Source organism: Silvimonas soli (assembly GCF_030035605.1).
In the GTDB taxonomy this organism is placed as follows: Bacteria; Pseudomonadota; Gammaproteobacteria; order Burkholderiales; family Chitinibacteraceae; genus Silvimonas; species Silvimonas soli.
In genome coordinates, this window is sequence record NZ_CP106736.1 from 2,055,357 (window position 1) to 2,078,194 (window position 22,838).

Sequence of the window (22,838 nt, forward strand, 5' to 3'; positions counted from 1 at the left end):
AGACTTGATTAGGAAACAACCGTTTCCTATATTTTGCGACATGACAGACATGCCAATGACATTGCCAGCCAGCACCAGACCGCGTGGGCGTCCGCGCGAGTTTGTCATGGACGACGTACTGGATCGGGCGATTCTGGTTTTTCGGCAACAGGGCTATCACGCGACCTCGGTGGACGATCTGGCGCGGGCCATGCGGCTCACGCCCGGCAGTTTGTACAAGGCATTCAAAGACAAGCGGGCGATTTTTCTGGCGGCACTGGATCGTTACGCCACCTTGCGCTCGCGGCAGATACGCCAGATTGCCGCAACCAATAAAACCGGGCGGGAACGCTTGTGTGATGTGCTGACCGCTTATGTGCAGACATCGCAAGGCGATGAGGGACGCAGCGGTTGTCTGGTGGTCGGCAGCGCGGTGGAGCTGGCAATTCTGGACCCCGAAATCGCCCTGCGGGTGCGTGGATCATTGCGCAAGAACGGCGCTTTTCTGGCCAGCTTGATTGAAGCCGGGCGGCTGGATGGTTCCATTGCGGCCCATATAGACAGCGAGGCGACCTCGCAGTTACTGGTCTGCCTGACCCAAGGGCTGCGGGTGGTGGGCAAAACCGGCGGCACCCGACTGGACGCCGCTGCGGCGGTTGCAATTGCCATGAAATGGCTGGATTGACTCAAGCCATCCCGTTTTTTGCTTATTTAGGAAACGATCACTCCCTTTCTGGAGCCAGCACGATGACCACGTCCTCTACGCCCGCCAATGTTCCAGATAACAACGGCATTTCCCACGGCATGACCTGGTTGCTGGCGACGGCTTGCGGTCTGATCGTGGCCAATATCTATTACGCGCAGCCACTGATCGGGCCGATCGCGGCCGCGCTGGGACTGACACCTGCCGCGGCGGGTTTGATCGTGACAATGACGCAAATTGGCTACGGCGCGGGGCTGATCCTGATTGTGCCGCTGGCAGATTTGCTGGAAAACCGGCGGCTAGTGTTAAGCGTGCTGGGTATCGCCATCCTGGCCTTGCTGGGCGCGGCGTTTGCTAACCAGCCACTTTCGTTTTTGCTGGCCGCATTGCTGATCGGCATTGGCTCTGTTGCCGTGCAGGTGCTCGTGCCCTATGCCGCGCATCTGGCCCCGGAAGCCATGCGCGGGCGAGTGGTCGGTAACGTGATGATCGGACTGATGTTAGGTGTGATGCTGGCGCGACCGGGGGCGAGCTTCATTACCTCTATATCGTCGTGGCACGTGGTTTTTCTGGTTTCTGCCTTCGTGATGTTGCTACTGTCGCTGGTGCTCGCCCGCGCCTTGCCGTCGCGTACCCCAACGAATCGCCCACACTATCGCAAGCTGCTTGCTTCGATGGCGCATCTGGCGCTAAACACGCCGTTATTGCGACGCCGCGCGCTGTATCAAGCTTGTTTGTTCGCTGCGTTCAGCTTGTTCTGGACCACCACTCCACTACTGCTCGCTGGCCCGGCATTTCATCTGTCGCAGCGTGGCATCGCTTTGTTTGCCCTGGCGGGCGTGGCCGGTGCCATTGCCGCCCCCATTGCCGGGCGGGTGGCGGATCGCGGCTGGAGCCGACCTGCCACCGGCATCGCAATGATCAGCGTGGCACTGGCGTTTGGCCTGACGCACTTGGTTCCGGCTGGCTCGCCCATGGCGTTGGGCTTGCTGGTAGTGGCGGCGATCCTGATCGATTTTGGCGTTCAGGCCAATGTGGTGCTGGGCTATCGCGCCATTTTTACGCTGGGGGCCGAGTACCGCGGGCGACTCAATGGTTTATACATGGCGACCTTTTTTGGCGCCGGCGCCGTGGGCTCCGCTGCTGGAGGCTGGGCCTTTGCCCACGGTGGCTGGGCGCTGGCCTCGGCAATCGGTTTAACCTTGCCCATTGCTGCGCTGTTGTACTTTGCGACCGAACGGGCGCAGTGCGGCGAACCAGCCAGTGTGACGCGTTGATGGCGTTGCCTTGCCGATAACGCCGCAAATGAAAATCCCGATCGAGCCCTGGCGATTATTTCACCGTAGCTTAATCGGGATGGGGTGCTGCCACTCAAACCCGGCGGCAGCTAGCCAGTGTGCTTACTCGCCAAACGGTCCCAGGTAGTCGGTCTTGCCAATATCCAGCCCGTGCTGGCGCAGGATGTCGTGTGCCGTCGCGATATGGAAAAAGAAGTTGGGCAGCACAAAGGTCACCAGATACTCATCGCCGCTGAACGTGGTTTTGATGGTGCTGAAATCCAGCGTGACTTCAGTGGCTTCAGTGCCTTCCATTTGTTCGGGCGCAATGCTGTCAAAAAACGCCAAGGTCTTCTGGATGCGCGTTTGCAGTTCAGCAAAGCTGTTTTCGCAATCAATAAATCGCGGCACTTCAACGCCCGCAAGGCGGCCAATGGCGTTTTTGGAAGTGTCTGAAGCTCGCTGAATCTGCCCGGCCAATGGCAGCATGTCGGTCGCCAGCCTGGCATGTACCAGCATTTCCGGCGGCAAGCCGGTGGCTTGGGCGTGGGCCAGCGCTTTATCCAGATAGCTGGACAGCACTCGCAGGCCGCGCTGAAACACCGGAATGGAAAGGCGATACATCGAAACTGCCATGGCTTGATTGCTCCTTGAAGGTTCAGCTAACTGTGGCGGCAATGTGGGCAATTTCAAGCTGTTATCAGCGGTATCGGACTGCGAAATGCCAGGCGGACGATCAATCGTCTGGCTGCTTCAGTGATCAGTCGCCGTATCCAGCTTTGGCGTGCCCAGCTTGAACCACGCCTTGGCGATTTTGCCGTCGCTCACTTCGTAAATGGCAATCACGTCCACCGTGCCCACACCACCCGCAAACGTGCGCCGGACCACTTCGCGATCCACCACCAGATTGCCTACCGACACCCGCGTCAGCAATTGCCCAAACAACAGCGGCTCGGCAAAACGGATTTCGTGGCGCTGGCGAATCGCCGCAGCGCCCTCGGCCAGCAACGTTGCAGGGTGCTCATAATACAAAGCATCGTCATGCCAGTACGCCATAAAGGCGTCGATATCGCGGGCGTTGTACGCCGCAAGCTGCCCAGCGACGACCTCTTCCGCTTCGTTGGTATTACTGCTAGTCATTTGCACTACTCACAGGTGGACAACAAGCTGTCTACCATAAAGCAAATCGCCGCCCCTGCGTATCCGGCAGGGCGCGGCGATCGGTCGCGACCAGGCCAGGATGCGCTAGAAAGTACGCGCCGCCGGGTAAGTGCTGGTGAAATCATTGCCCCAGCGAAAGTTGATGAACGACATCGTTACCGAGACTTCCAGCCCTTCCACAAAATGCCAGCAGCCCACCGGCAGGAACAGGATTTCACCCGGGTTCAGAATGCACTCGCGCACCTGCACATTGCGCATGGCGGGGAAGCGGTTGTAGTCGATATTGCGGGCGTCAACATAGGTGAAACAGTGTTCATGGTTGTACATGCTGGCAATTTCGTTGGCGGGCACCAGCAAAATGCGTTTGCGGCCGATCACCTGGGCCATGAAGTTGTTGGTCAGGTCATGGTGAAACGGCGTGATGGTGCCCGCCGGGCCGAACCACAGGAAACCTTGATCCGTTGAGCCCGGATTCAGATACTCCGGCAACGGCAAGATGTCGCGCCACAATTCGGCCAGGGCCTGCCGATTGTGCGAATCGTTATAGGCCGTCATGTAAAAATCGTTGGTCGGACTGTGGGTGCGAACCAGTTGCACGAATTCGGCAAAGCGCATGCTCTTTTCGTGCCGGCGTTTGTCCAGTTCATAGTGCTCGTTACTGTTGCGGCCAAACTGGACCTCCACCGCGCGCTCGCCACAGCGATCGGCGAAGTAATCCAGGCTCCATTTCTGCATGGCAGGCCATTGATCCATCATGCCGGTGATGATCACCGGGCGCCCGGCGGTGTAGTAATCGTTGAAAAACTCGGCGCTGGATAACCGCTGGCGCCGCGGGATTTCCGGCGAGCGTAGTTGCTCCAGCCGCCGCTGGTTGTCCAGCACCCAATCGTGCTTGGCGAGGCGGTTTTTCAGTCGTTCGGCGCCCGCCAGATACGGGCTGGCCAGCGCAGCCTGAACCTCACGCAGTGCGTCTTCCGGGTCGGCCCCGGCCGCCACCATCACCTTGGTCAAATCCTGCGGCGCACCGCCCAGCAGCAGGTTTTCGGCAATCCAGCGTCGCCATTCGTGATCCACCACAACCCGCGGTGTTGTCTGATTTTGCGTTTCCATCCGCCTCCCTGGTCAGTGCCAGTGGTTATTGTCTCGTTGTCCGGGTACACACCAGCGCGAGGCCCGGTATGTACCACCCTCGATACTGCGCAATAGCCTACTTCGCGAGCCCCAGTCTGAGTAGCGGCAAGCGGTCAGGCGTTCGGTAAACGAGACATTCGGTGGCAGATGGAAATAAACCGGCGTCACCGTGCCGTAGAACTTATTTGTGTTCCTGCAATTGCAACAACCACGAGAACGCGGACGGATTGCGTTGAGCAAAGGATGGGCGGCCGGGCCGGGTTGCCATGTTGACTGGCAAGGGGGCGGGTTTGGTTCGGAATTTAAGGGTGGTACCGGCGGATAAGTTGCCCATGATGCACTCCTGTTGAACGTGTGAAAGTACAAAAGGTAAGTGCATGAATTATGAGACTTGTGAGAAATTTCTGCGAACGGGCTCCGTTGTAAGTTGATATTTATCAATATGTTGTGAACACACCACCCGCAGCATGGCTCTCCCTTACCATCCGGCTGAGGTGGCCAGATAGCAGCCTGCAAGCCACTTCCCGGCAAAGCGCGCGTTGCCGCCTAGAATGAGTTTTGAAGCTCGCCAGTAAATCCGGTCAACCACCGGTATCAGGGCAGATAAACCAGTTCGACTGCGCCCACGCGCCTGGTTTTAGCAGGAGACCAATATGAGCAAGGAAATCGTTCGCGGTAGCAGTGCCGTTATCGAGTTTGATAGCGAGCGCTGCATTCACTCTCGCCACTGCGTACTGGATAGGCCAGATGTCTTTGTGCCCAATGTGGCCGGAGAATGGATACACCCTGACCAGGCCAGCACGGCCGAACTACTGGAGCTGGCCCGCAACTGCCCGTCCGGTGCCATTCAGTGCCAAGGTCTGGACGGCACTTTGCTGGAGGCGGCGCCGCTGGTGAACACCGTACGGGTGCGCGAGAACGGCCCTTTGGCGATGCATGGGCCAATTTATATCAACGGTCAGACGCAAGGTTATCGCGCCACATTCTGCCGCTGCGGGGCTTCCAGCCATAAGCCATTCTGTGATGGCAGTCATGCCGGGGCCGGGTTTACCGCCAGCGGTGAAGCACCCGCCGCGACCAGCGAACCGCTGGCGCAACGCAACGGTGATCTGCAAATTGAACCCACACCCAATGGCCCGTTGCATGTCACCGGCTGTCTGGAAGTGGTGACCGGCACCGGCAAAACCATTAACCGCGTCACCGATGCCTGGTTATGCCGTTGCGGCCACTCTGGCAACAAACCGTACTGCGACGGTAGCCATGTCAAAGCCGGTTTTCGCAGCGAACCCTGACGGTTGGGCTGTGTGTCCTTTCAATAGGGCCGAAGTGAGGTGGCTTAGCTAACTGGCATACCCTATAACGGCAATGTATCAGCGCATGTAACACTGCATTGCCCGGACTGATGCACACGCCGGTCCGGTATAACAAATGCAGGACAATGGGGGAGTATCTGATGGGTTTGCATATCCAGCGCGCCGCAGGGGCGCTTTTGTTGCTGGGACTGCTGTGTCTGGCACCCCAGCTCGCCGCACAAGTCATCATCACCAATCCGGCCACCGAGCCCAAAGAGCAACTGGCGCTGTCGGTGCTCAAGCTGGCTTTGTCCAAATCCATGCCGGATGCCACTTTCCAGGCGCTGCCGCAGTTCTCGGAAGAAGCGCGCTCGGTCGAATACCTCAAGGAAGGCAAGATGTCTGTGATGTGGGCCGGCACTCAACCTTCGTACGAGCAAGAACTGACGCCGATCCGCATCCCGCTGGAAAAAGGCATGCTCGGCTACCGGATTTTCATCATCCGCAAAGGCGATCAACCCAAGTTTGATCAGGTGAAAACGCTGGACGACCTGAAAAAACTCAAAGCCGGTCAGGGCCGTTTCTGGGGCGATACCGCAGTGCTCAAATCGGCCAATCTCCCAGTGGTGACGCCGGTCAAATACGCCAGCATGTTCCCGATGCTGGAAGGCGAGCGCTTTGATTACTTTCCCCGCGCCATCCACGAACCGTGGAGCGAGGTGGAAAAATACAAAGACCTGAATCTGGAAGTGGAAAAACACATCCTGCTGGTCTACCCGTTTGCCATGTATTTCTTTGTCGCCAAAGACAACAAACCGCTGGCGGATGCCATCACGCGCGGCATGGAAGCAGCCATCAAGGACGGCAGCTACGACAAGCTGTTTTACAGCAACCCGCTGGTGTCCGATGCGCTGTCACGCGGGCATCTGAAAGACCGGCTGGTGTTCCGTATTCCCAATCCGTACATGTCGCCGGAAACCCCGGTCAATCGGCCCGAACTGTGGCTGGATATCACCAAATACTAAGCAGCGTAGCGCTTGTGCAAGCAGGCGCCGGTTGCAACTACCAGTGAGGGGAAGTCTATGGGCATGACAACAAGATCAATCAGTACCCGCCTGATCGGCACCGTGAGCGTCGTGGTGCTGGTCATCACCATCCTGGTGCTGGGGGTAAGCTATGCGCTGGTTTCACACCAGGCGCAGCAAGACCTGCAGGAAAAAATCGGCGAAAGCTCAGACGTGCTGGGCATCGTCTTGCGTGATCCGGTGTTCACCTACGACAACGGCCAGATCAGCGCGATTCTGGCGTCGTTCATCAAACAGAATCACGTTTACCGGCTGCACGTGGCAGACCAACGCGGCAAGGTGCTGGGCGAGATCAAGCAAGAGCAAACGGTGTCTGACAGCTTGTTGCAAAGCCAGACCATCAAACTGGTCGGCGAAGATGGCAATGCGTTGGGTCAGGTGGTGGTGGATTTCCGTACCGATTCGGTCGGTCAGCAAATCCGCGTTACCTCGCTGTACGTGGTGGGCGCCGTGTTGTGTGTGCTGGCAGGGGTGATGTTCAGCCTGGCCATCATGATGCGCACCTTTGTGACCAGCCCGGTCAAACGCATCAACCGGGCACTGGGCGAAATCGCGGCCGGTGGCGGCGATCTGACCAAACGGCTGACTATTTCCAGCCATGACGAACTGGGCGAACTGGCGGGCAGCTTCAACCGCTTTGTGGAAAACCTGCACACCCTGCTCAGTACGGTGGTGGGTTCGGCCAAACAGTTGTCGGTGGCCGCAGATGGCCTGGCCGCACGCACCAGCGAAGTCTCCGCCGCCAGCCGCAAACAGCTGGAAGGCGCGGAAGAAACCGCACAATCACTGGCCGAGATGTCCAAAGTGGCGCAAGACGTGGCCAGCAGCGCCACGCGTTCGGCCACCAGCACGCACGAGGCCAAGCAACAGACCCAATCCGGCGTTAGCGTGGTCACCAACACGGTTGAACAAGTCGGCCAGCTGGGTGCCGAGATTACCGATACGCGGGATCGCATTATTGATCTGCGCAACGACTGCAATGCCGTCACGCGCGTGCTGGACGTGATCCGCAATATCGCTGAACAAACCAATCTGCTGGCCTTGAACGCCGCCATCGAAGCCGCCCGTGCGGGCGAGGCGGGCCGGGGTTTTGCAGTCGTGGCCGATGAAGTGCGCAAACTGGCCCAACTGACCGGTGCTTCCACCAGCGAAATCGCCGAGATGGTCGACAAACTGCAATCGGCCGCGCGCAATGCCGGTGAAGCGATGGACCGCAGCCACGCCCGCGTGGATGACACCGTACAGCGCTCGCAAGAAGCCGGCGTTTCGCTGGAGCGCATCCGCGACAATATCGACATCATTGACGACATGAACGTGCACGTGGCCGCCGCCGCAGAACAGCAAAGCCGCACCATCTCTGGCATCAGCAGCAATGTGGAATCCATCCAGCGGCTGGCGCATCAGGTAAACGACATGTCCGCTTCGGCCCACGCCGAAAGTCGTGAAGTGCTGAATATTGGCGAGAGCCTGCGTAACGAACTGGGTAAATTCCACTTGTGATTGGCCCGTGTGGTCAGATGCGGGTGGGCTCTCCCGCTCTGACCGCTTTAGTACTGCGTAATGCTGTGTTGCCCTGCAGCCAGGGCTTCATTCCCTCCAAGGGAAAGGTATTTCATGTTGCGGTGCCCGTAGCCGGCACGCCAATCAAACACAGCTGCCGCGATTCGCAACCTCCAGCCTGGAACCAGACGGCTTAAACCCAATTACCCCAAGCCGCATTTGCGTTGCAAATATGTATCTTGATTATGTCAATTTCCATCATGAAGTTGACGCAATTCTTACCATTTGAAATGATGGCAGCCCTCATTTCAATAATAAAATCAATCATGAAAATCCGGTTGCCTGGCGTTCTAGCCCTCTTGATCCTCTCTGCCCATTGCCCGGCCGAGGTTTATAAATCAAAGGATGCAGCCGGGAATGTGACGTTTTCCAATGTTGATCCTTCTAGCGGTGGCCAGGTTTACTCAGGCAATGGCAATCAGGGTGGCACTGTAAGTTCCACACGCACGGTAACCAACTATGCCTATTCCCGTTTTGGCGCATGGGCCAGTTACCGGACCACGCAAACCTATCAAGTTAGAAGCCGATCTATCGCGTCCGGCAGCGGGTTTCGGGTTGCCAACAGCCTGATTGTGACCAGCAAACACCTGGTACACGATTGCAGTCAGGTCATGATCAATAATCAGCGCGCCGCTTTGCAGGTTGCCTTGAGTGGTGCCAGCGATCTGGCCTTGTTGCGCGACGGCTGGGGTACAGGTTCGCTGATAAAGTTCCGCTCAGACGAACCAGTCTTGGGTGAGCCGGTTTTTGTTGGGGGCTACATGCTGCCCAACCAGCCCACAGATAGCTTTTTGCTTAGTCCGGCGCAGGTTCAGGGCAAGGCGGCAGGCAATGATCCGCATATGTTTGAACTCTCAGGCAAAATCGTCCCGGGCGCCCGCGGCGGCCCCGTACTAGACCAGGCCGGGCACTTGATTGGCATGGTTGGAGTGAACACGAATACCGAAACCGCTTCGCACACCATAGATGTATCGAGTACCGACCATCAAAGTCCAGCTATCAAAAACACCGAAATCATCGCCTTTCTGAAGGCATACAACATCGATCCACTCATGGCCACCGCAACTCAGCCGGTTTCGCAAAGCGCAATTTCCGGGAATCTGGAACACGCAATGGTGACGATTTCCTGTTATCGCTAAGAGCCTGACGAAGATGCAGTATTGTGTACTTTGAGTGCAATTGTGCTCTGTTTACCGTTTATCGCGACTAAATGACTGCACGTGCGCTATGCCTTGCCGCCCTGCCTGGTAAATGTCAGGATGCGTTCCGATCAGTATTCAACAACGATCGGGAACGGTTCTATCTCCCACCACAGCAGACAGGGTGCGGCAAAGCGCCGCAGCAGGAATAAACAGCAGATATGCCTAATTTCAATTTGATTGGTGACTGCAGGCGCGCATTTGCCTTCCTGCTTGTAAGCGTTTGCCTCGGTCTTGCAAGTTGTGGCGGCGGCGGTGGGTCTGCAGGTAGTACTGGCAACAATAGCTCGAATGCAGCCCCAATCACGCCCACTCCCGCACCGGCGCTCACCCCAACCCCCTCCCCTACCCCAACATCGGCGCCAGCCAGCAAAAGCGCCAAGCGCGGTATTGCTTATGATCTGGCCTCGTCGCAAGACATGGCGGCTGTCGCGACGGGTGCGAGCTGGTGGTACAACTGGGGGCAGACTCCCAACAGCGGCATTCCCACGGATTACCAAGCCCGCTATGGCATGGATTTTTATCCCATGCTGTGGAACGGCAACTTTGTCGACGCCAATGTCATTAGCTGGCTGCAAGTACACCCGTCGGTCAAATATCTGCTCGTGCTTAACGAGCCCAATCTGGTCGATCAAGCCAATATGACGCCCGCTCAGGCGGCGGCATTGTGGCCGCGGTATGAGGCGATCTCCGCCGCGACCGGCGTCAAGCTTGTTGGCCCGGCGATGAACTGGGGCACCATGGCCGGATATAGCGATCCGGTGGTGTGGCTGGATGCGTTTTACGCGGCCTACCAGGCGGCCAATGGCAATCGCAATCCGCAGATCGATTACCTGGCTTTTCACTGGTACGACTACGGCCTGGGCGCGCAGCTGGATCGGCTGACCAAATACGGCAAGCCATTCTGGGTGACCGAATTTGCCAACTGGCATAGCTCAAACGACGGCGCGCAGATTGATACGCTGGCCAAACAAGAGGCGCAAATGGCCGACATGGTTGCCACCTGCGAAACACGCAGCGATGTTTTCCGCTATGCCTGGTTCACTGGGCGCATTAATCCAGATCCGCATTTCGACAGCTTGCTGGCAGGCAGTGGCATATTGAGCGACTTGGGTAGCAAGTACCTCACCCAACCTTGGTAAACAGGCGCTGACGTGGGTGGCACGGATCAGCGGCTTCAGGATCAAATACTCGACTACTCTGCATAAAGCCACGCTTGTCGGTAATTTGCGCGCCCTGTCGTTGTTGCCAGAACGCGCCAATATGACGTTGGTCTACAACCAGATAAAGATCTGAATAAGCACAGTCAACTGCATCGGCAATATGGTGTACCGGGCATGTCCGCCTGCGCCTGATGCTGCACTGTGCCGCTGCCCTTGGGGGGGGTTCCGCACACATCGTGCTCGCAAAAGAGGAATCCGGTTATGCCAATCCAGAAACAACGAGACAGCTTGCGCTGCCTGGGCTCCCTGCTGGCACTGGGTGCCGCGCTGGTGCTGGGCGGCTGCGGCGATGGTCAGGACAGCAGTAGTTCCGCCATGCCCAGCACTGCATCCGCCAGCATCAAACAGACCACCACAGTGCTGCCGCAACAGCCAGTCGTCGCGGTTACGCCTGTGCCGAAAAACACCACCAAGAGCACCAAACGCGGTATTGCCGACAATCTCGGCGGCTATTCAATGCTCGATCTGGCCGCAGTCTCGCCGGGCGTGAGCTGGTGGTACAACTGGAATCTCACCCCCACCAGTAATCTCCCTTCAGACTACCAGGCCATGTACGGCATGGAATTCGTGCCCATGATCAAGACCGGAGACTTTGTCGATGCCGACGTGATCAACTGGTTGCTGGCTCACCCTTCGGTCAAGTTCCTGCTGGTTCTCAACGAACCCAACCGCACCACACAAGCCAATATGACGCCGTGGCAAGCCGTGGCGGTGTGGCCACGGTTTGAGAACATTGCGGCCAAAACCGGTGTGAAACTGGTCGGGCCGGCCATGACTAACGGCAACACGCTGCACTATGGCGATCCGGTGTATTGGCTGGACAGTTTTTACGAAGATTTTCGGGCACTGTATCAACGCGATCCCAAGATCGATTTTCTGGCTTTTCACTGGTATGACTACGGACTGGCGGCGGCACTGGACCGGATGGACAAATACGGCAAGCAGATCTGGGTCACCGAATTCGACAACTTTCATACCGGCAACGACGGGCTGCAGATTGATAGCCTGAGCAAGGCACTGGCGCAGCAGGCCCAGATGACTAATATCCTGGAAACGCGCAGCGACGTGTATCGCTACGCCTGGTACACCAGTCGCTTGTCCGGTAATCCCTTGTTTATCAATTTGCTGAGCGGACCGGGCCAGTTGACGGCCATGGGTAGCCAGTATGTGACGCTACCGTGGTGAGGCGGCGCCACCAGCATCGCCAGCGGTGCGGTGCATGTCAGAACATGAGCACACTGCGATAAGCGCCAAGCGACCACCGCCTCTTGCGGTGGTTTTTTTTGGCCTCATGTACTTGCGGGTAGATAAACCGGTTTGCGGACCCAATCGGCAGTTTCCGTCCCGGCAGCGACCATCACAGGAAGCATTCATGCGTCTCGCAATCATCAGTGGCGGCTCTAAAGGTCTGGGAGCCAGTCTGTGTAATCAATATCTTGCCGCGGGTTTTACCGTGGTGGAGTTTTCCCGCTCGGCCCCGCACGATTATTCGATCCAGGTTGATCTGGCCGACCCAGTCACCACGCAGCAAACGGTGGCGACCACACTGCGAGCGTTGGCCGGGCAAAAGTGGGATGAAATTGTGGTGATCAACAACGCGGGCGTACTCGACCCAATCGGCCCCACTTCCGTCAAAGACCCGCAGGCGGTACTGGCAAATATCAACACCAACTTTGCTTCCGCCATTGTGTTTATCAGTGAAGTTGTTGGTGCATTTCAGGGGCACGCTGCCCGCAAAATCATCGCCAGCGTTTCGTCCGGTGCCGCGTTGAAGGGTTATGCCGGCTGGTCGCTGTATTGCGCCGCCAAAGCAGGTGTGGAGAATTTCATCCGTTCAGTCGCGCTGGAACAGATTGCCCAGAGCCAGCCTTTCTTTGCCATCAACATTGACCCCGGCGTAATGGATACCGGTATGCAGGCGCTGATTCGCAGCAGCACTGTTGCCGACTTTCCGGATGTAGCGCGTTTTGTCCAACGCAAACAAGCAGGCGAATTGCGTTCCGCCGATGCGGTTGCCCGCGCGATCCGCCAGATCATCGACCAACCCGCACTGGAAAACGGCGGGCGCTATCCCGCCGTGGTTTGATCCAGCAGGCTTAACCCGAACAAGGATGCACTCTCATGGCTATCCGCCACCTGGTTTTACTGAACTTTAAAGATGACCTTTCCCCGGCAACCCGGACCGAACTGGAAACCGCATTCGTGGCGTTGTCGCTGCAGATCGATGGCATCACTGCCTTCGATTGGGGTATCAATCACAGCGTGGAAGGCTTGGGCAAAGGCTTTACGCATGTTTTCAACTTCACTTTTGTGGATGCCGCCGCGCGGGATACCTATATGGTGCATCCGGCACATCTGGCCTTTGTGGCACAGCTACAACCGTGCCTGAACGATGTGATCGTGCTGGATTACGACCTCTGACCTCGCCTGCACAATGCCCTAACGCGAAAAGCCCCGTAGTGTGCGGGGCTTTTTCTATTACGCGGCATAAGACTGGTAATCGCCCCGTTTATTTAGCGAGCAGAAGTGTCTTGCGCCCCGTAGCTGGCAAACACGCTTTTGACCACCCCACCCGCCGTTTCAATACGGCAGCCACGATAACCGTAGCCGTTTTTCATTTGCACAAAGCTGACCCCGGAGGCCGCAATCGTGCCCAGCATATTCTGGCGGGCGATATACGTTTGCAGCGCTTCGACCGTAGCAATCGATTTCAGCGGTCCGCAGGTTTCCTGCGCCTCCCGCCGCTTTTGTTGCACGCTGTAGCTTGAATACAGCATCAGTCCCGTAAACAGGCACATCAGCACCAGCGACATCACTTTCCTGGCAGTCATTCGGCTAATCCGGCCACTATTTGGTCAAGCGACAATTCTAGACCCAGCCGCACCACTGCAAACCCGGTGACACCGTGGCGTGCCGCCGGCGCGACACTTTGGCGACGAAAGCCATCCACCCCGACTCAGCAGAATGGCTCGGCAATATATAGACCGATCCGGAATATACATATGCCAGCCAACACCAATTGCGCGCGATAACAAAAGTGCCAGATATGCCCATACCTCGCTATTTTAAATACGCGATGTAAGGAAATAGCTAATGGGAATTCAAATCAAGCCAGTTTCTTTGGCCTGGATTTCATCAAACGGGCTTTTGCTTCCAGCAAATCATCCAGGTTTTCGAACATGCCTAAAGGCACGTACCCGACCTTGATTCCACTGGTAAAAGCGCGGACGTTTTTATCCAGCATTACGTACAATTTTTCAACGTGGAAATTCTGGCTTTCAACACTGTATTGAAGCACGTACAGACTTTCATTCATCGCCGTAGCAACCCCAAAATATTTGCGATGTGTAAGAAACGAAAGTGCCGGACAAAAAACGCGAGACACCTACCCCGGCAACAAACCATAAAGATAAAAATCCTGGTATGGTTTACCAAGGCAAGCGAAGGACAGGGCGGGTAACCCTGCGTGCATCGTCTTATTTAATAAGAAATTTGTCAAGAACCAAATGACAATGGCACTCATAAAAACAACCAGAGCCGCTCGTTTATTGCAAGCTCAAGTTCGCGCCGATGGTTGCACCGGTTTGGGCGTTCAATTGCACCAGCCGCGTGCAAATTGCACTACCCATTCCCAATATCGCATGAGCCGAAAAGCGATATGTTTTGAAAAAACCTGGATTCTTTCCGATATATCAGCGTCAATTATTTGAATATGAAACCGGTTCCGTTTTCATGTTTGTTGTTAAAGGCAATTTATTTGCCCTGATTAATCTGGATATTGAAACAATAAGATATTTCTAATATTCGGGAAGTATCGACATATACATCAACACAGATTTGCCTGTGCCCATTTTCGGCTCAGGAAGAAACCTTAAACCGTCAAACGCCAGCCGTGCCCGGCTGTGTGCATTTGGCGCGGGCTTGGTCTGTCAAAGCACGGCAAATCTAATGAGCAGGTAAAGGAAATGCCACTGTCTGGCGCGCCAGACAAGTAGCGGCGAGCGCCAGCCAGGGTGGCAGTGCAAAGCACCAAAGGCCGATCAAATGGAACAGCACTGCGGCAGCGGCACAACCAACAGCGAAGGCCAGCACCGTGGCTGCCAGGCGCGAGATGCGGTTTTTGACCAGGGCCTGCTGCTCGGCCGGTAAACCGCCCAACAGATCCACCGCATCAATGACAATCTGGGTGGTACTGCCGGTCATCAAGGTCGTTGGCGGCGCGCTGGATAGATATATCCGGTGCACCGCGTTCTGGATTGCCATTGCCGCGACCAGCGTCATGCCTGTGAGCAACGCTGGCCAGTGATCGCCATTGGGAAACGGCCCCAAGCCGATTGCAAACACTGCGGCAACGAGTAGCAGCAGTGTTTGCAGTCCCAGCAGAAACGGTATTTCTGCAATCTGCCGTTGAGTAAGCACCGCGCCGCCAACTCGTACCAGCCCCACCACCACGCAGAACAAGGGCAACGCCGCCAGCTTGGCAATCACGCCTGAAGTGCCAAATGCCAGCGCCGCGCCCAAGGTGACGAAGTTGCCGGTGACATGAGCCGTAAACAGCCCTTGCAGCGCCAGAAAACCAGCCGTATCGACATAACCGCCGGTAGCGCTGAGAACACCAGGCAGATTCACAGTTTTCATGGGGTTCCTTGTTGCAACAAAAGAGCCAAGTCATGGCAAACAGGCTGCAGATTAACCGGATTCATTCATCGATGGATATGCGTTTAGCATGTTCAGAGGCCGCATGGGTTATCGGTATCAAGCAGGACGGTGATGCCGCAGTTCGGTTGAAGGCAAGCAAAAAGCCGACCAGTCCGCATTGGCATTTGCCAATTACCCCACGGACCAACCGCGATTAACTGTAGTTGCCCAGCCGCCGAACTGTACCCGCGCAGCCGGTATTTTTCTGGCGGTGATCTACACTGCGGCTGACTACCTTCTGCTGTGAGAGGCGCCATGGGCTATCACCCGGTCAATCTGCTGTTCCGGTTTATCCTCGAACTGGTCGCGCTGGTAGCGATGAGCTTTTGGGGCTGGACGCAGCATGACGGACTGGCGCGCTATGCCCTGGCGCTGATGGATCCGCTGCTGGCGGCAACCATCTGGGGCATTTTCAATGTACCCGGGGACCACAGCCGCTCCGGCGATGCCTTGGTGGCGGTGCCTGGCATGGTGCGGCTGGCCATCGAAGCGGTCATTTTCGGCTTTGCGGTATGGGCGCTATTTGCCACCGGCGCGGTTACGCAAGGGCGGTGCCTGGCCGCGGCGCTGGTTATTCACTACGCGTTGTCGTGGGACCGCAATCTCTGGTTGCTGCGCCGCTGAAGGGCGAGCGCTCAAACCCCGCGCGAGCGCAATACGTGCGCCAGCTTGCCCAGTGCTTGATCGATATCGGCAGCGCTAATGCCACCATAACCAAACAAAATGCCGGGCCGTTTGGGCCGCGCCGTATGAAAGCCGGATATGCCGTACAAGCCCACTGCCACTTCACGCCCCGCCGCAATAATCGTTTCTTCGGCCAGTCCGGGTTTAAGCAAAGCGGTTAAATGGATGCCCGCCGCAGGCACAATTGGTTCAAACCACGTTGCGAGATCACCGTGCAGATGCGCCAGTAGCATGGCGCGGCGGGTTTCGTAGTGTTTGTGCATGCGCCGCAAATGCTTGGTGAAGTCCCCATTGAGGATAAACCGGCCGACTGCCGCCTGGGTCAGCGTGCAAGAGTGGCAATCGCCAATTTGCTTGGCTTTTTGTAGCGCCGGCTTCAGCGACAGCGGCGGCACCACATAACCCACGCGCAACTCGGGAAAGATGGTCTTGGAAAACGTCCAGACATAGGCCACCAGTCCCGCGCGATCCAGACTTTTGAGCGACTCCATGGGACGCCCTTCAAAACGGAACTCGCCGTCGTAGTCGTCTTCCACAATCACCACTTTGTTTTGCTGTGCCCATTCCAGCAACTCCACCCGCCGCTCCAGGCTCATTGGCATACCTAGCGGAAACTGGTGCGATGGCGTCACGTAAACCAGCCTGGCTTGCGCAGGCAGTTTGGCGGTCACCAGCCCCTGTTCATCCACCGGCACACTCACTACTCTGGCGCCTATTGCGGTAAAACAGGCGCGGGCGGGCGGATAACCGGGGTCTTCCATGGCCACGGTATCGCCGGGGCGAATCAGCACCCGGGCGAGCAAGTCCAGCGCTTGCTGCGCACCTTGGGTGATGATGACGTCCTGCCAATTGCTGACCACTGCCCGGTTAAATGCCAGATACCGCGACACCGCCAGTCGTAGTTCCTGTTCACCCGCCGGATCGTGATACTCGCCGCGGCCCCGCGCTTGCAGCCGCAAGGCATGGTTGATGCAACGCCGCCAGGATTCAAAGGGAAAGGCGCTTTTGTCGGTCATGCCACCTTTGAAATCCAGCGCCAGCGCGGTGCCCGCCTTGGGCATGGCTAGTGCGTCCGGCATGTCGTCCCAGATGGAATCCAGTTGCACCGGTTCGCTTTGCGCTTCTGTTGACGTCACTGGCACGCGGTTAAGTGAGTCGGCGACAAAGGTGCCTTCTCCAGTGCGGGTGCGTAGATAGCCTTCTGCGATCAAGCGCTCAAATGCATCCAGCGTGGTTTTGCGCGAGACGCCCAATTGCACCGCCAGATCACGCGTAGAGGGCAAGCGCTCGCCAGCGGCCAGACGGCCATCCAGGATTCCGGCGCGCAATTGCCGGTAAATTTGCCCGATCAGGTCGTGACGCCCGGCAATGCTGATATGGATGTCCATGCGGTGGCTATCTTGATGAGTCTTGATCGACTCATTCTGGCATACCACTGGCCGGAGCTGTCCGGATACCTGACGCGCCGCGTTCAGGCGTCGTAGTTACCTGGCGCAAGCACCGGCAAGCCATGCATGCCACGCGCCTTGTTGCAGTATTCGCTGCCAGCCGCGAACTCACGGCAAGTGCTGGAACGCTGGGTATAGATGCTGCAACTGACCGGCTGACCGATCTCGCCAGTCAGCGCCACACAGCGCACTGGCTTGTTCTCGGTACCGCGCATGGCAACGTGATGTGGGCTAATGGTGGTCGTCAGTTGCTGCGGCACTGAGCCGAACGGGTGGGCGTCTGTTTCGGCCCAGTAAAACGAGACCCGGAAAGACGCGCAACAGGCGCCGCATTCCAGACACGGGTGAGTCATGATTTCTGCTTGAAAACGAGGGCGTGGCGCATGATAGCGACCCGCCCCCTGCCCGGCAAACTGCCGCCGATGCCCGGGCAGATATGGCACACCACGCCACTTTCGGATGATGCTGGTCGATGAGTGCCACGCGCCATAGCTCGTCAATGCAGCGGCAAAGGTGGAATCGGGCCGGTTTCGGTCGCATCTGCGGTGGCACTCACTGCGCGCCAACGTTCCCCGGCGGCAGCACGATCTGCCTCGACCAGCCCGGCATAATGCAGCGCATCGCTCCCCAGCAAGAGATGCGCTGGCGGTGCGTCGTGATAGGCCAGACGCAACACCACTTGGGCAATGCGCGCCGGGTCACTGTTCTCATGACCGATATGCGGCTTGAGCAAAGCCAACAAGCCGCCGACCGAGGCTTCATATTCAGGCCACAACTGAGGGATGTACTGGCTGGCACGCTGACCCCAGTTGGTGCGCATGCCACCGGGTTCGAGCGCGCACACCTTGATACCCAGCGGCGTCAGTTCTTGCGCCAATACTTCGGTAAACCCGCCCACCGCCCATTTGGCCGCTTGATAAGCGCTCAAGCCCGGCGTGCCCATACGCCCGCCGACTGATGACACCTGGATAATGTGGCCCGAACGTTGCGCCCGCATCATCGGCACTGCGGCGCGGCTCACATTCACCACGCCGAAAAAATTGGTGTCGATCTGCGCGGTAAAGTCTGCGGCGCTGGTTTGTTCGAACGGAGCGATGTGGCCGTAGCCCGCGTTGTTGATCACCACATCCAGCCGCCCGAATTCATCCACAGCCAGTTGCACTGCGGCGATGGCCGCTTGTTGATCAGTAACATCTAGCGCGGCGACCCTGACCTGATCGCCATAGCGTTCGCGCAGATCGGCCAGTTGTTGCGGATCGCGCGCGGTGGCAACCACTTGATCGCCCGCCGCCAGCGCCTCTTCGGCAATCGCCCGACCCAAGCCACTGGCGCTACCGGTTACTAACCAGACTTTGTACATGATGTGATCCTTTTGCTGAGATGACCAAGTTTATGAGCGTTTAATCACTCATTAATTGATCAATACAAAAATCGCACGCAAACAATGACCTGCTCTCATTACTTGGCGGCGATGGCGTTCCAGAATGATTGAAACCCGGCGTCGGCATACATCTGCGCCTGTGCCGGTTCGCGGCTCATGAAATCCATGGTGGTTTCCGCCAGCGAACCCATGATGGCGCCGACAAACGCCGGTGGCTGGGCGCGTAATACGCCAGCGGCAATACTGTGCTGCACCAGCGTGTTGATATCAGCAAACGACCGCATACCCTGCGCTTTGCTGTCTTCGGTGACCCGGTCGGACACCGACAATTGCGACAACGTTTTGCGGCTGGCCGGAAAAGCGACGCCCCATTCCACATACTTGTGCCAGAAATGACTGGCGCGGGTTTTGGCGTCACTTTTGTGCGGGTATGAATCCATCATGGTGTCACGCATGGTGGATTTGATCTGCAAATACAACTGATTAAGCAGGTCATCTTTGTTGGCAAAGTAGGTGAACAGCGTGCCTTCGGCCACGCCCGCCGCTTTGGCGATTTTTGAAGTGGGCGCACTCAGGCCTTCCTGCGCGATCACTTGTTCAGCGGCGGCAAGAATGGCATTGCGTTTGTCTTCACTTCTGGGTCGGGCCATGGCGGAATTTTGGCGCTTGAATATTAACTGAGTAAGTACTCAATTATAGGGAGCGAACCTCGTCAACACAAGCACCGTGCATCGCCGCCCAGAACAGCAAGCCGTAAACCAGCACCAGCAGCGAGAATCACTACTCACTTTTTGAGTTGGCCAGCATATGGCGCGCCATTTCCAGATGGTCATTGATGGTCGGCAAGGTCATCTGGGCATAGCTGACCAGGTCTTTGTCTTTGCCATCTTTCACATACGCTGTGAACAACTTCTGGGCATCCAGATGCCCTTTCAAACCGGCGATGCCGATATAGTCATGTTCCAGCTGTGGTGCTGGAAGCTGGCTCAAGCGGTCATACAACTGCTGGTCTTGCACACTCAAACCATCGGGCAGTTTCACGCCTTTGAGTTCAGCCAGTTGGCGCAGGCTGTCCTGATTGGTGCGATGCTCATCCATCATGCGCTGGGCAAAGAATTTCACCTCCGGCACGGCGGTTTTTTTCAGCACCAGTTCGCCCAGACGGATTTCGGCCAGATTGGCGCGCGCGGCGTTGTCGATAAATGTGGCCTCCAGCGGTGCCACCGGGGTACGCACCGCAGCGGCGCTGGCGGGAGAAGCCACCGGCGCATCGGCCGCCTGACTAAAATTGGCGCTCGTCCATAACAGCAGCGCGGGGAGCAGGCAGGGAACAAATCGGGGTAACCGGATCATGATGAACTCCTTCACGATCGCCAGACAGCATCTGGCGCTATAACAAATATCGATTCCCGATTGTTGAGCGCGTCGGCCTATGTAACTGTCGGTGGGCGCGGCGAGCCACGGCTGAAAACGCCCAAAATGCTGTCCGTCTTTACCTACATACTGGTTTGCGGGTTCCAAATGGCCGGTTTTTGGCACGCTGGTAGATTGATTAGCCGCATTGGCTTGAGAAATGGTGATCCGGCCCGCACTGTGTTTGCTACCAACCAGGCAAGTCTCCCGCGTATTGCGCGGGCTTGTTGACTGATGTGTCATCCCCGTTACCCGGGAGCCAGCCTCGCGGGTTTTTCTGCTTTGCAAAGGACCGACCATGGCTGATCTTTCCGCGTTCCCGATTACCCACAAATGGCCGCCACAGCAGCCCGACCTGCTGCAGTTGTACTCACTGCCGACTCCCAACGGCGTGAAAGTGTCGATCATGCTGGAAGAAACCGGCCTGGCCTACGAGCCGCATCTGGTGCGTTTTGATACCAATGACCAGATGTCGGCGGAGTTCCTTTCGCTCAATCCCAATAACAAGATCCCGGCCATCCTTGACCCCAATGGCCCGGGTGGCAAACCGCTGCCCTTGTTTGAATCGGGCGCCATTCTGGTTTACCTGGCCGACAAAACCGGACAACTGATGCCCAGCGATCCGGCAGCGCGCTACGAAACCTTGCAGTGGGTGATGTTCCAGATGGGCGGGATTGGCCCGATGTTTGGGCAGTTGGGATTCTTCAACAAATTTGCTGGCAAAGACTACGAAGACAAACGCCCGCGTGATCGTTACGTCGCGGAATCACGGCGTTTGCTGGGCGTGCTCAATCAACGCCTGGCCGGGCGTCAGTGGCTGATGGGCGACGACTACAGCATTGCCGACATCGCCGTTTTCCCGTGGGTGAATAATCTGATTGGATTTTATGAAGCGGGTGATCTGGTCGGCTTTGCCGACTTCACCGAGGTAAACCGGGTCTTGCAAGCTTTCCTCGCACGCCCGGCAGTGGTCCGCGGATTGGGTATTCCCAAGCGCGTGTAGCCTGGTCTTCGCCCGGAGAGATATCCAGCAACAAGGCCGCGACAGTAACAGCGTCGCGGCCTTGTTACGTCTGGCGCACTAAGCAGGCGTCGCAGCTTCGCGGCGGGATGCATCGCTGAGCCGTTCGCGCACAAAGCTCACGTGTTCTCGCAGCACATAAAACGCATCGGCATAGGCCAGTGGCATCTTCATGCGGTTCACGCTCTCTTCGATGGCATCCAGCTCTTTCACCAGCGCCTCGCGCTCGGCGCCCTGGGTGTTGCTCATGGCGCCACGCTCAATGGCAATCAACAAGCCATACCAGCGGTAAATCCGCGAGCGCACGCGCCAGCGATACAACGCCGGCAAAGCGCGCATCGCCGGCACCAGCAACACGGCGATAGGCACCAGCAGTACGACCAGCCGATCCAGCAAGCTGGCCACCCAGAACGGCAAACTGCGATACAAAAAGCTTTTGCCCGACTTGTAATAGCGCGCCGCATCATCGCTGATGCGGTATTCATGTGCCTCGGGGTTGGGAAATTCGCCCGCGTGTTGCAACAAGCCAGATTTGCCGTGGACTTCTTGCGCTGCCTCAATCAGCAAATCGGAGATAGCCGGATGCAAACTGGAACGCGCCACCAGCTCCACCATCGGGCTGATCAAATGGACGGTATTGGGCGGCTCATTTTTGCCCAGATTCAGCACGCCCGGCGGCAGGTCGATTTCATCCAGATAAGTGAAGCGCCGGGTATAGGCAGCGGCTTGGGCGAAATCCATGGTGGAAATGCCTGGCCGATGCAACACGCTCACCATGGTGGCGCGTGAGGCAGAGCCACCGTCAAAGAACGCGGCATCAAGATTGCCAGCAGCCAGCTCGTTGGCGGCTTGTTCACCATCCACCGGCACCAGCGTGGTCGGGCCGCCTGGCACGATGCCGTTGGCCTTGAGCAAATCCAGTGCGATCACCCGCGTGCCGCTGCCCTCTTCGCCCACGCCGATCCGCATCCCGGTAAATTGCGACAATTGCGTAATGTTTTCGCCACGATACAAAACCAGAATCGGCGCATGAAACACGCTGCCCAGAGACATCAGCGAAGAGGTATCCAGACCACCCGCGACGCCGCCTTGCACCAGCGCGATGTCCACAGGCTGTTTGGGGTCGAGCAAGCGTTGCAGATTCTGCACCGAGCCCCCTGACGGCAGCACCTTGAGCGTGATGCCATTGCGCGCGAGGATCTTCTTGTAGGCCATTGCCGTCGGCATGAACGAACTGTCTTGCGGCCCGGCGCTCATCACAATGGTCTTGGGCGGTGCGGGCTCTACCAGCCACACCAGCAAGCCCCCGGCGATCAGGAACAAGCCCAGAATGGCGATCCACAAAATGATGAGTTCGCGTTTTGAGGTCACCGTCCGCGGATTGAGCCGGGCGAAACGGGATAGGTGGGCAAGGGGCATGGGATAACGTCCAGAGCTGAGGTGGGCGGTAGTTTAGCTTGGGCGGTCAAGGCGGGATATGAGGTGCAACTGGCAGTGGATTGCCAAGCCACAGACTGTGGCGCCAATGCCATCACCCGACCGTGGAGGCGATCATCAGGACGAGTAAAAGCGCAGTGCTGCAG

At 57.4% G+C, this 22,838-nt stretch carries 24 protein-coding genes; 12 read left to right on the plus strand and 12 right to left on the minus strand.

The features are described from left to right. The first annotated feature begins 55 nt into the window (after positions 1 to 55). Both N7220_RS09435 and N7220_RS09440 read left to right on the plus strand, forming a co-directional pair. Positions 56 to 664 (plus strand): TetR/AcrR family transcriptional regulator, encoded by a 609-nt coding sequence (locus N7220_RS09435; protein WP_283151199.1) that lies wholly within the window; start codon positions 56 to 58, stop codon positions 662 to 664. A 62-nt stretch (positions 665 to 726) separates the two neighbouring features. Beyond that, positions 727 to 1,959: an MFS transporter gene (locus N7220_RS09440; protein WP_283151200.1), complete on the plus strand. Its 1,233-nt coding sequence runs from the start codon at positions 727 to 729 to the stop codon at positions 1,957 to 1,959. Positions 1,960 to 2,082: 123 nt separating this feature from the next. Here N7220_RS09440 and N7220_RS09445 read toward each other — a convergent pair whose 3' ends face one another. The 3 genes from N7220_RS09445 to N7220_RS09455 form a co-directional block, all read right to left on the minus strand. Then, a complete protein-coding gene (locus N7220_RS09445) occupies positions 2,083 to 2,595 on the minus strand; it encodes a DUF1993 domain-containing protein (RefSeq protein WP_283151201.1) in 513 nt (170 codons plus the stop codon). A gap of 117 nt (positions 2,596 to 2,712) precedes the next feature. Then, positions 2,713 to 3,099, minus strand: coding sequence for a nuclear transport factor 2 family protein (locus N7220_RS09450; RefSeq protein ID WP_283151202.1), 387 nt, complete (start codon positions 3,097 to 3,099; stop codon positions 2,713 to 2,715). 105 nt (positions 3,100 to 3,204) lie between these two features. Next, on the minus strand, positions 3,205 to 4,230 hold the full coding sequence (locus N7220_RS09455; RefSeq protein WP_283151203.1) for a cupin-like domain-containing protein: 1,026 nt from the start codon (positions 4,228 to 4,230) through the stop codon (positions 3,205 to 3,207). Between the two features lie 674 nt (positions 4,231 to 4,904). On the opposite strand from N7220_RS09455, the gene N7220_RS09460 reads away from it, so the two are divergent. The 8 genes from N7220_RS09460 (at position 4,905) to N7220_RS09495 (ending at position 13,031) form a co-directional block, all read left to right on the plus strand. Beyond that, positions 4,905 to 5,543 carry a CDGSH iron-sulfur domain-containing protein gene (locus tag N7220_RS09460; RefSeq protein WP_283151204.1) on the plus strand — a complete coding sequence of 213 codons (639 nt, stop codon included), beginning with the start codon at positions 4,905 to 4,907 and terminating at the stop codon, positions 5,541 to 5,543. Between the two features lie 161 nt (positions 5,544 to 5,704). Next, positions 5,705 to 6,568 carry a type 2 periplasmic-binding domain-containing protein gene (locus N7220_RS09465; protein ID WP_283151205.1) on the plus strand — a complete coding sequence of 288 codons (864 nt, stop codon included), beginning with the start codon at positions 5,705 to 5,707 and terminating at the stop codon, positions 6,566 to 6,568. Positions 6,569 to 6,631: 63 nt separating this feature from the next. Beyond that, complete coding sequence (locus tag N7220_RS09470) at positions 6,632 to 8,128, plus strand: methyl-accepting chemotaxis protein (protein ID WP_283151206.1); 1,497 nt, start codon at positions 6,632 to 6,634, stop codon at positions 8,126 to 8,128. 245 nt (positions 8,129 to 8,373) lie between these two features. Continuing rightward, a complete protein-coding gene (locus tag N7220_RS09475) occupies positions 8,374 to 9,327 on the plus strand; it encodes a trypsin-like peptidase domain-containing protein (protein ID WP_283151207.1) in 954 nt (317 codons plus the stop codon). A gap of 221 nt (positions 9,328 to 9,548) precedes the next feature. Continuing rightward, positions 9,549 to 10,529: a glycosyl hydrolase gene (locus N7220_RS09480; RefSeq protein ID WP_283151208.1), complete on the plus strand. Its 981-nt coding sequence runs from the start codon at positions 9,549 to 9,551 to the stop codon at positions 10,527 to 10,529. Positions 10,530 to 10,811: 282 nt separating this feature from the next. Continuing rightward, positions 10,812 to 11,795, plus strand: a complete 984-nt coding sequence (locus N7220_RS09485; protein ID WP_283151209.1) for a glycosyl hydrolase — start codon at positions 10,812 to 10,814, stop codon at positions 11,793 to 11,795. Between the two features lie 187 nt (positions 11,796 to 11,982). Further along, positions 11,983 to 12,696 carry an SDR family NAD(P)-dependent oxidoreductase gene (locus tag N7220_RS09490; protein ID WP_283151210.1) on the plus strand — a complete coding sequence of 238 codons (714 nt, stop codon included), beginning with the start codon at positions 11,983 to 11,985 and terminating at the stop codon, positions 12,694 to 12,696. 35 nt (positions 12,697 to 12,731) lie between these two features. Next, positions 12,732 to 13,031, plus strand: coding sequence for a Dabb family protein (locus tag N7220_RS09495; protein ID WP_283151211.1), 300 nt, complete (start codon positions 12,732 to 12,734; stop codon positions 13,029 to 13,031). A gap of 92 nt (positions 13,032 to 13,123) precedes the next feature. Here the strand turns inward: N7220_RS09495 and N7220_RS09500 are convergent, their stop codons facing one another. From N7220_RS09500 to N7220_RS09510, 3 genes are all read right to left on the minus strand, one after another. Then, positions 13,124 to 13,441 carry a hypothetical protein gene (locus tag N7220_RS09500; protein WP_283151212.1) on the minus strand — a complete coding sequence of 106 codons (318 nt, stop codon included), beginning with the start codon at positions 13,439 to 13,441 and terminating at the stop codon, positions 13,124 to 13,126. 275 nt (positions 13,442 to 13,716) lie between these two features. Next, a complete protein-coding gene (locus N7220_RS09505; protein WP_283151213.1) occupies positions 13,717 to 13,926 on the minus strand; it encodes a hypothetical protein in 210 nt (69 codons plus the stop codon). Between the two features lie 629 nt (positions 13,927 to 14,555). Beyond that, positions 14,556 to 15,248 (minus strand): YoaK family protein, encoded by a 693-nt coding sequence (locus N7220_RS09510; protein ID WP_283151214.1) that lies wholly within the window; start codon positions 15,246 to 15,248, stop codon positions 14,556 to 14,558. Positions 15,249 to 15,563: 315 nt separating this feature from the next. Here N7220_RS09510 and N7220_RS09515 point away from each other — a divergent pair, with 315 nt between their 5' ends. After that, on the plus strand, positions 15,564 to 15,932 hold the full coding sequence (locus tag N7220_RS09515; protein ID WP_283151215.1) for a YrdB family protein: 369 nt from the start codon (positions 15,564 to 15,566) through the stop codon (positions 15,930 to 15,932). A gap of 11 nt (positions 15,933 to 15,943) precedes the next feature. Here the strand turns inward: N7220_RS09515 and pdxR are convergent, their stop codons facing one another. The 5 genes from pdxR to N7220_RS09540 form a co-directional block, all read right to left on the minus strand. Then, positions 15,944 to 17,380: a MocR-like pyridoxine biosynthesis transcription factor PdxR gene (gene pdxR / locus N7220_RS09520; RefSeq protein ID WP_283151216.1), complete on the minus strand. Its 1,437-nt coding sequence runs from the start codon at positions 17,378 to 17,380 to the stop codon at positions 15,944 to 15,946. An 83-nt stretch (positions 17,381 to 17,463) separates the two neighbouring features. Next, on the minus strand, positions 17,464 to 17,793 hold the full coding sequence (locus N7220_RS09525) for a YkgJ family cysteine cluster protein (RefSeq protein WP_283151217.1): 330 nt from the start codon (positions 17,791 to 17,793) through the stop codon (positions 17,464 to 17,466). Positions 17,794 to 17,936: 143 nt separating this feature from the next. Continuing rightward, the gene (locus N7220_RS09530; protein ID WP_283151218.1) at positions 17,937 to 18,800 is read right to left on the minus strand and encodes an SDR family NAD(P)-dependent oxidoreductase; all 864 of its coding nucleotides are present in this window, start codon (positions 18,798 to 18,800) and stop codon (positions 17,937 to 17,939) included. Between the two features lie 98 nt (positions 18,801 to 18,898). After that, entirely contained in the window at positions 18,899 to 19,471 is a 573-nt protein-coding gene (locus N7220_RS09535; RefSeq protein ID WP_283151219.1) for a TetR/AcrR family transcriptional regulator, read from the minus strand. Positions 19,472 to 19,601: 130 nt separating this feature from the next. After that, positions 19,602 to 20,174 carry a DUF4142 domain-containing protein gene (locus N7220_RS09540; protein WP_283151220.1) on the minus strand — a complete coding sequence of 191 codons (573 nt, stop codon included), beginning with the start codon at positions 20,172 to 20,174 and terminating at the stop codon, positions 19,602 to 19,604. Positions 20,175 to 20,532: 358 nt separating this feature from the next. On the opposite strand from N7220_RS09540, the gene N7220_RS09545 reads away from it, so the two are divergent. Next, complete coding sequence (locus N7220_RS09545; protein ID WP_283151221.1) at positions 20,533 to 21,237, plus strand: glutathione binding-like protein; 705 nt, start codon at positions 20,533 to 20,535, stop codon at positions 21,235 to 21,237. 78 nt (positions 21,238 to 21,315) lie between these two features. Here N7220_RS09545 and N7220_RS09550 read toward each other — a convergent pair whose 3' ends face one another. Continuing rightward, positions 21,316 to 22,674 (minus strand): TAXI family TRAP transporter solute-binding subunit, encoded by a 1,359-nt coding sequence (locus N7220_RS09550; RefSeq protein ID WP_283151222.1) that lies wholly within the window; start codon positions 22,672 to 22,674, stop codon positions 21,316 to 21,318. Positions 22,675 to 22,838: the final 164 nt, after the last annotated feature.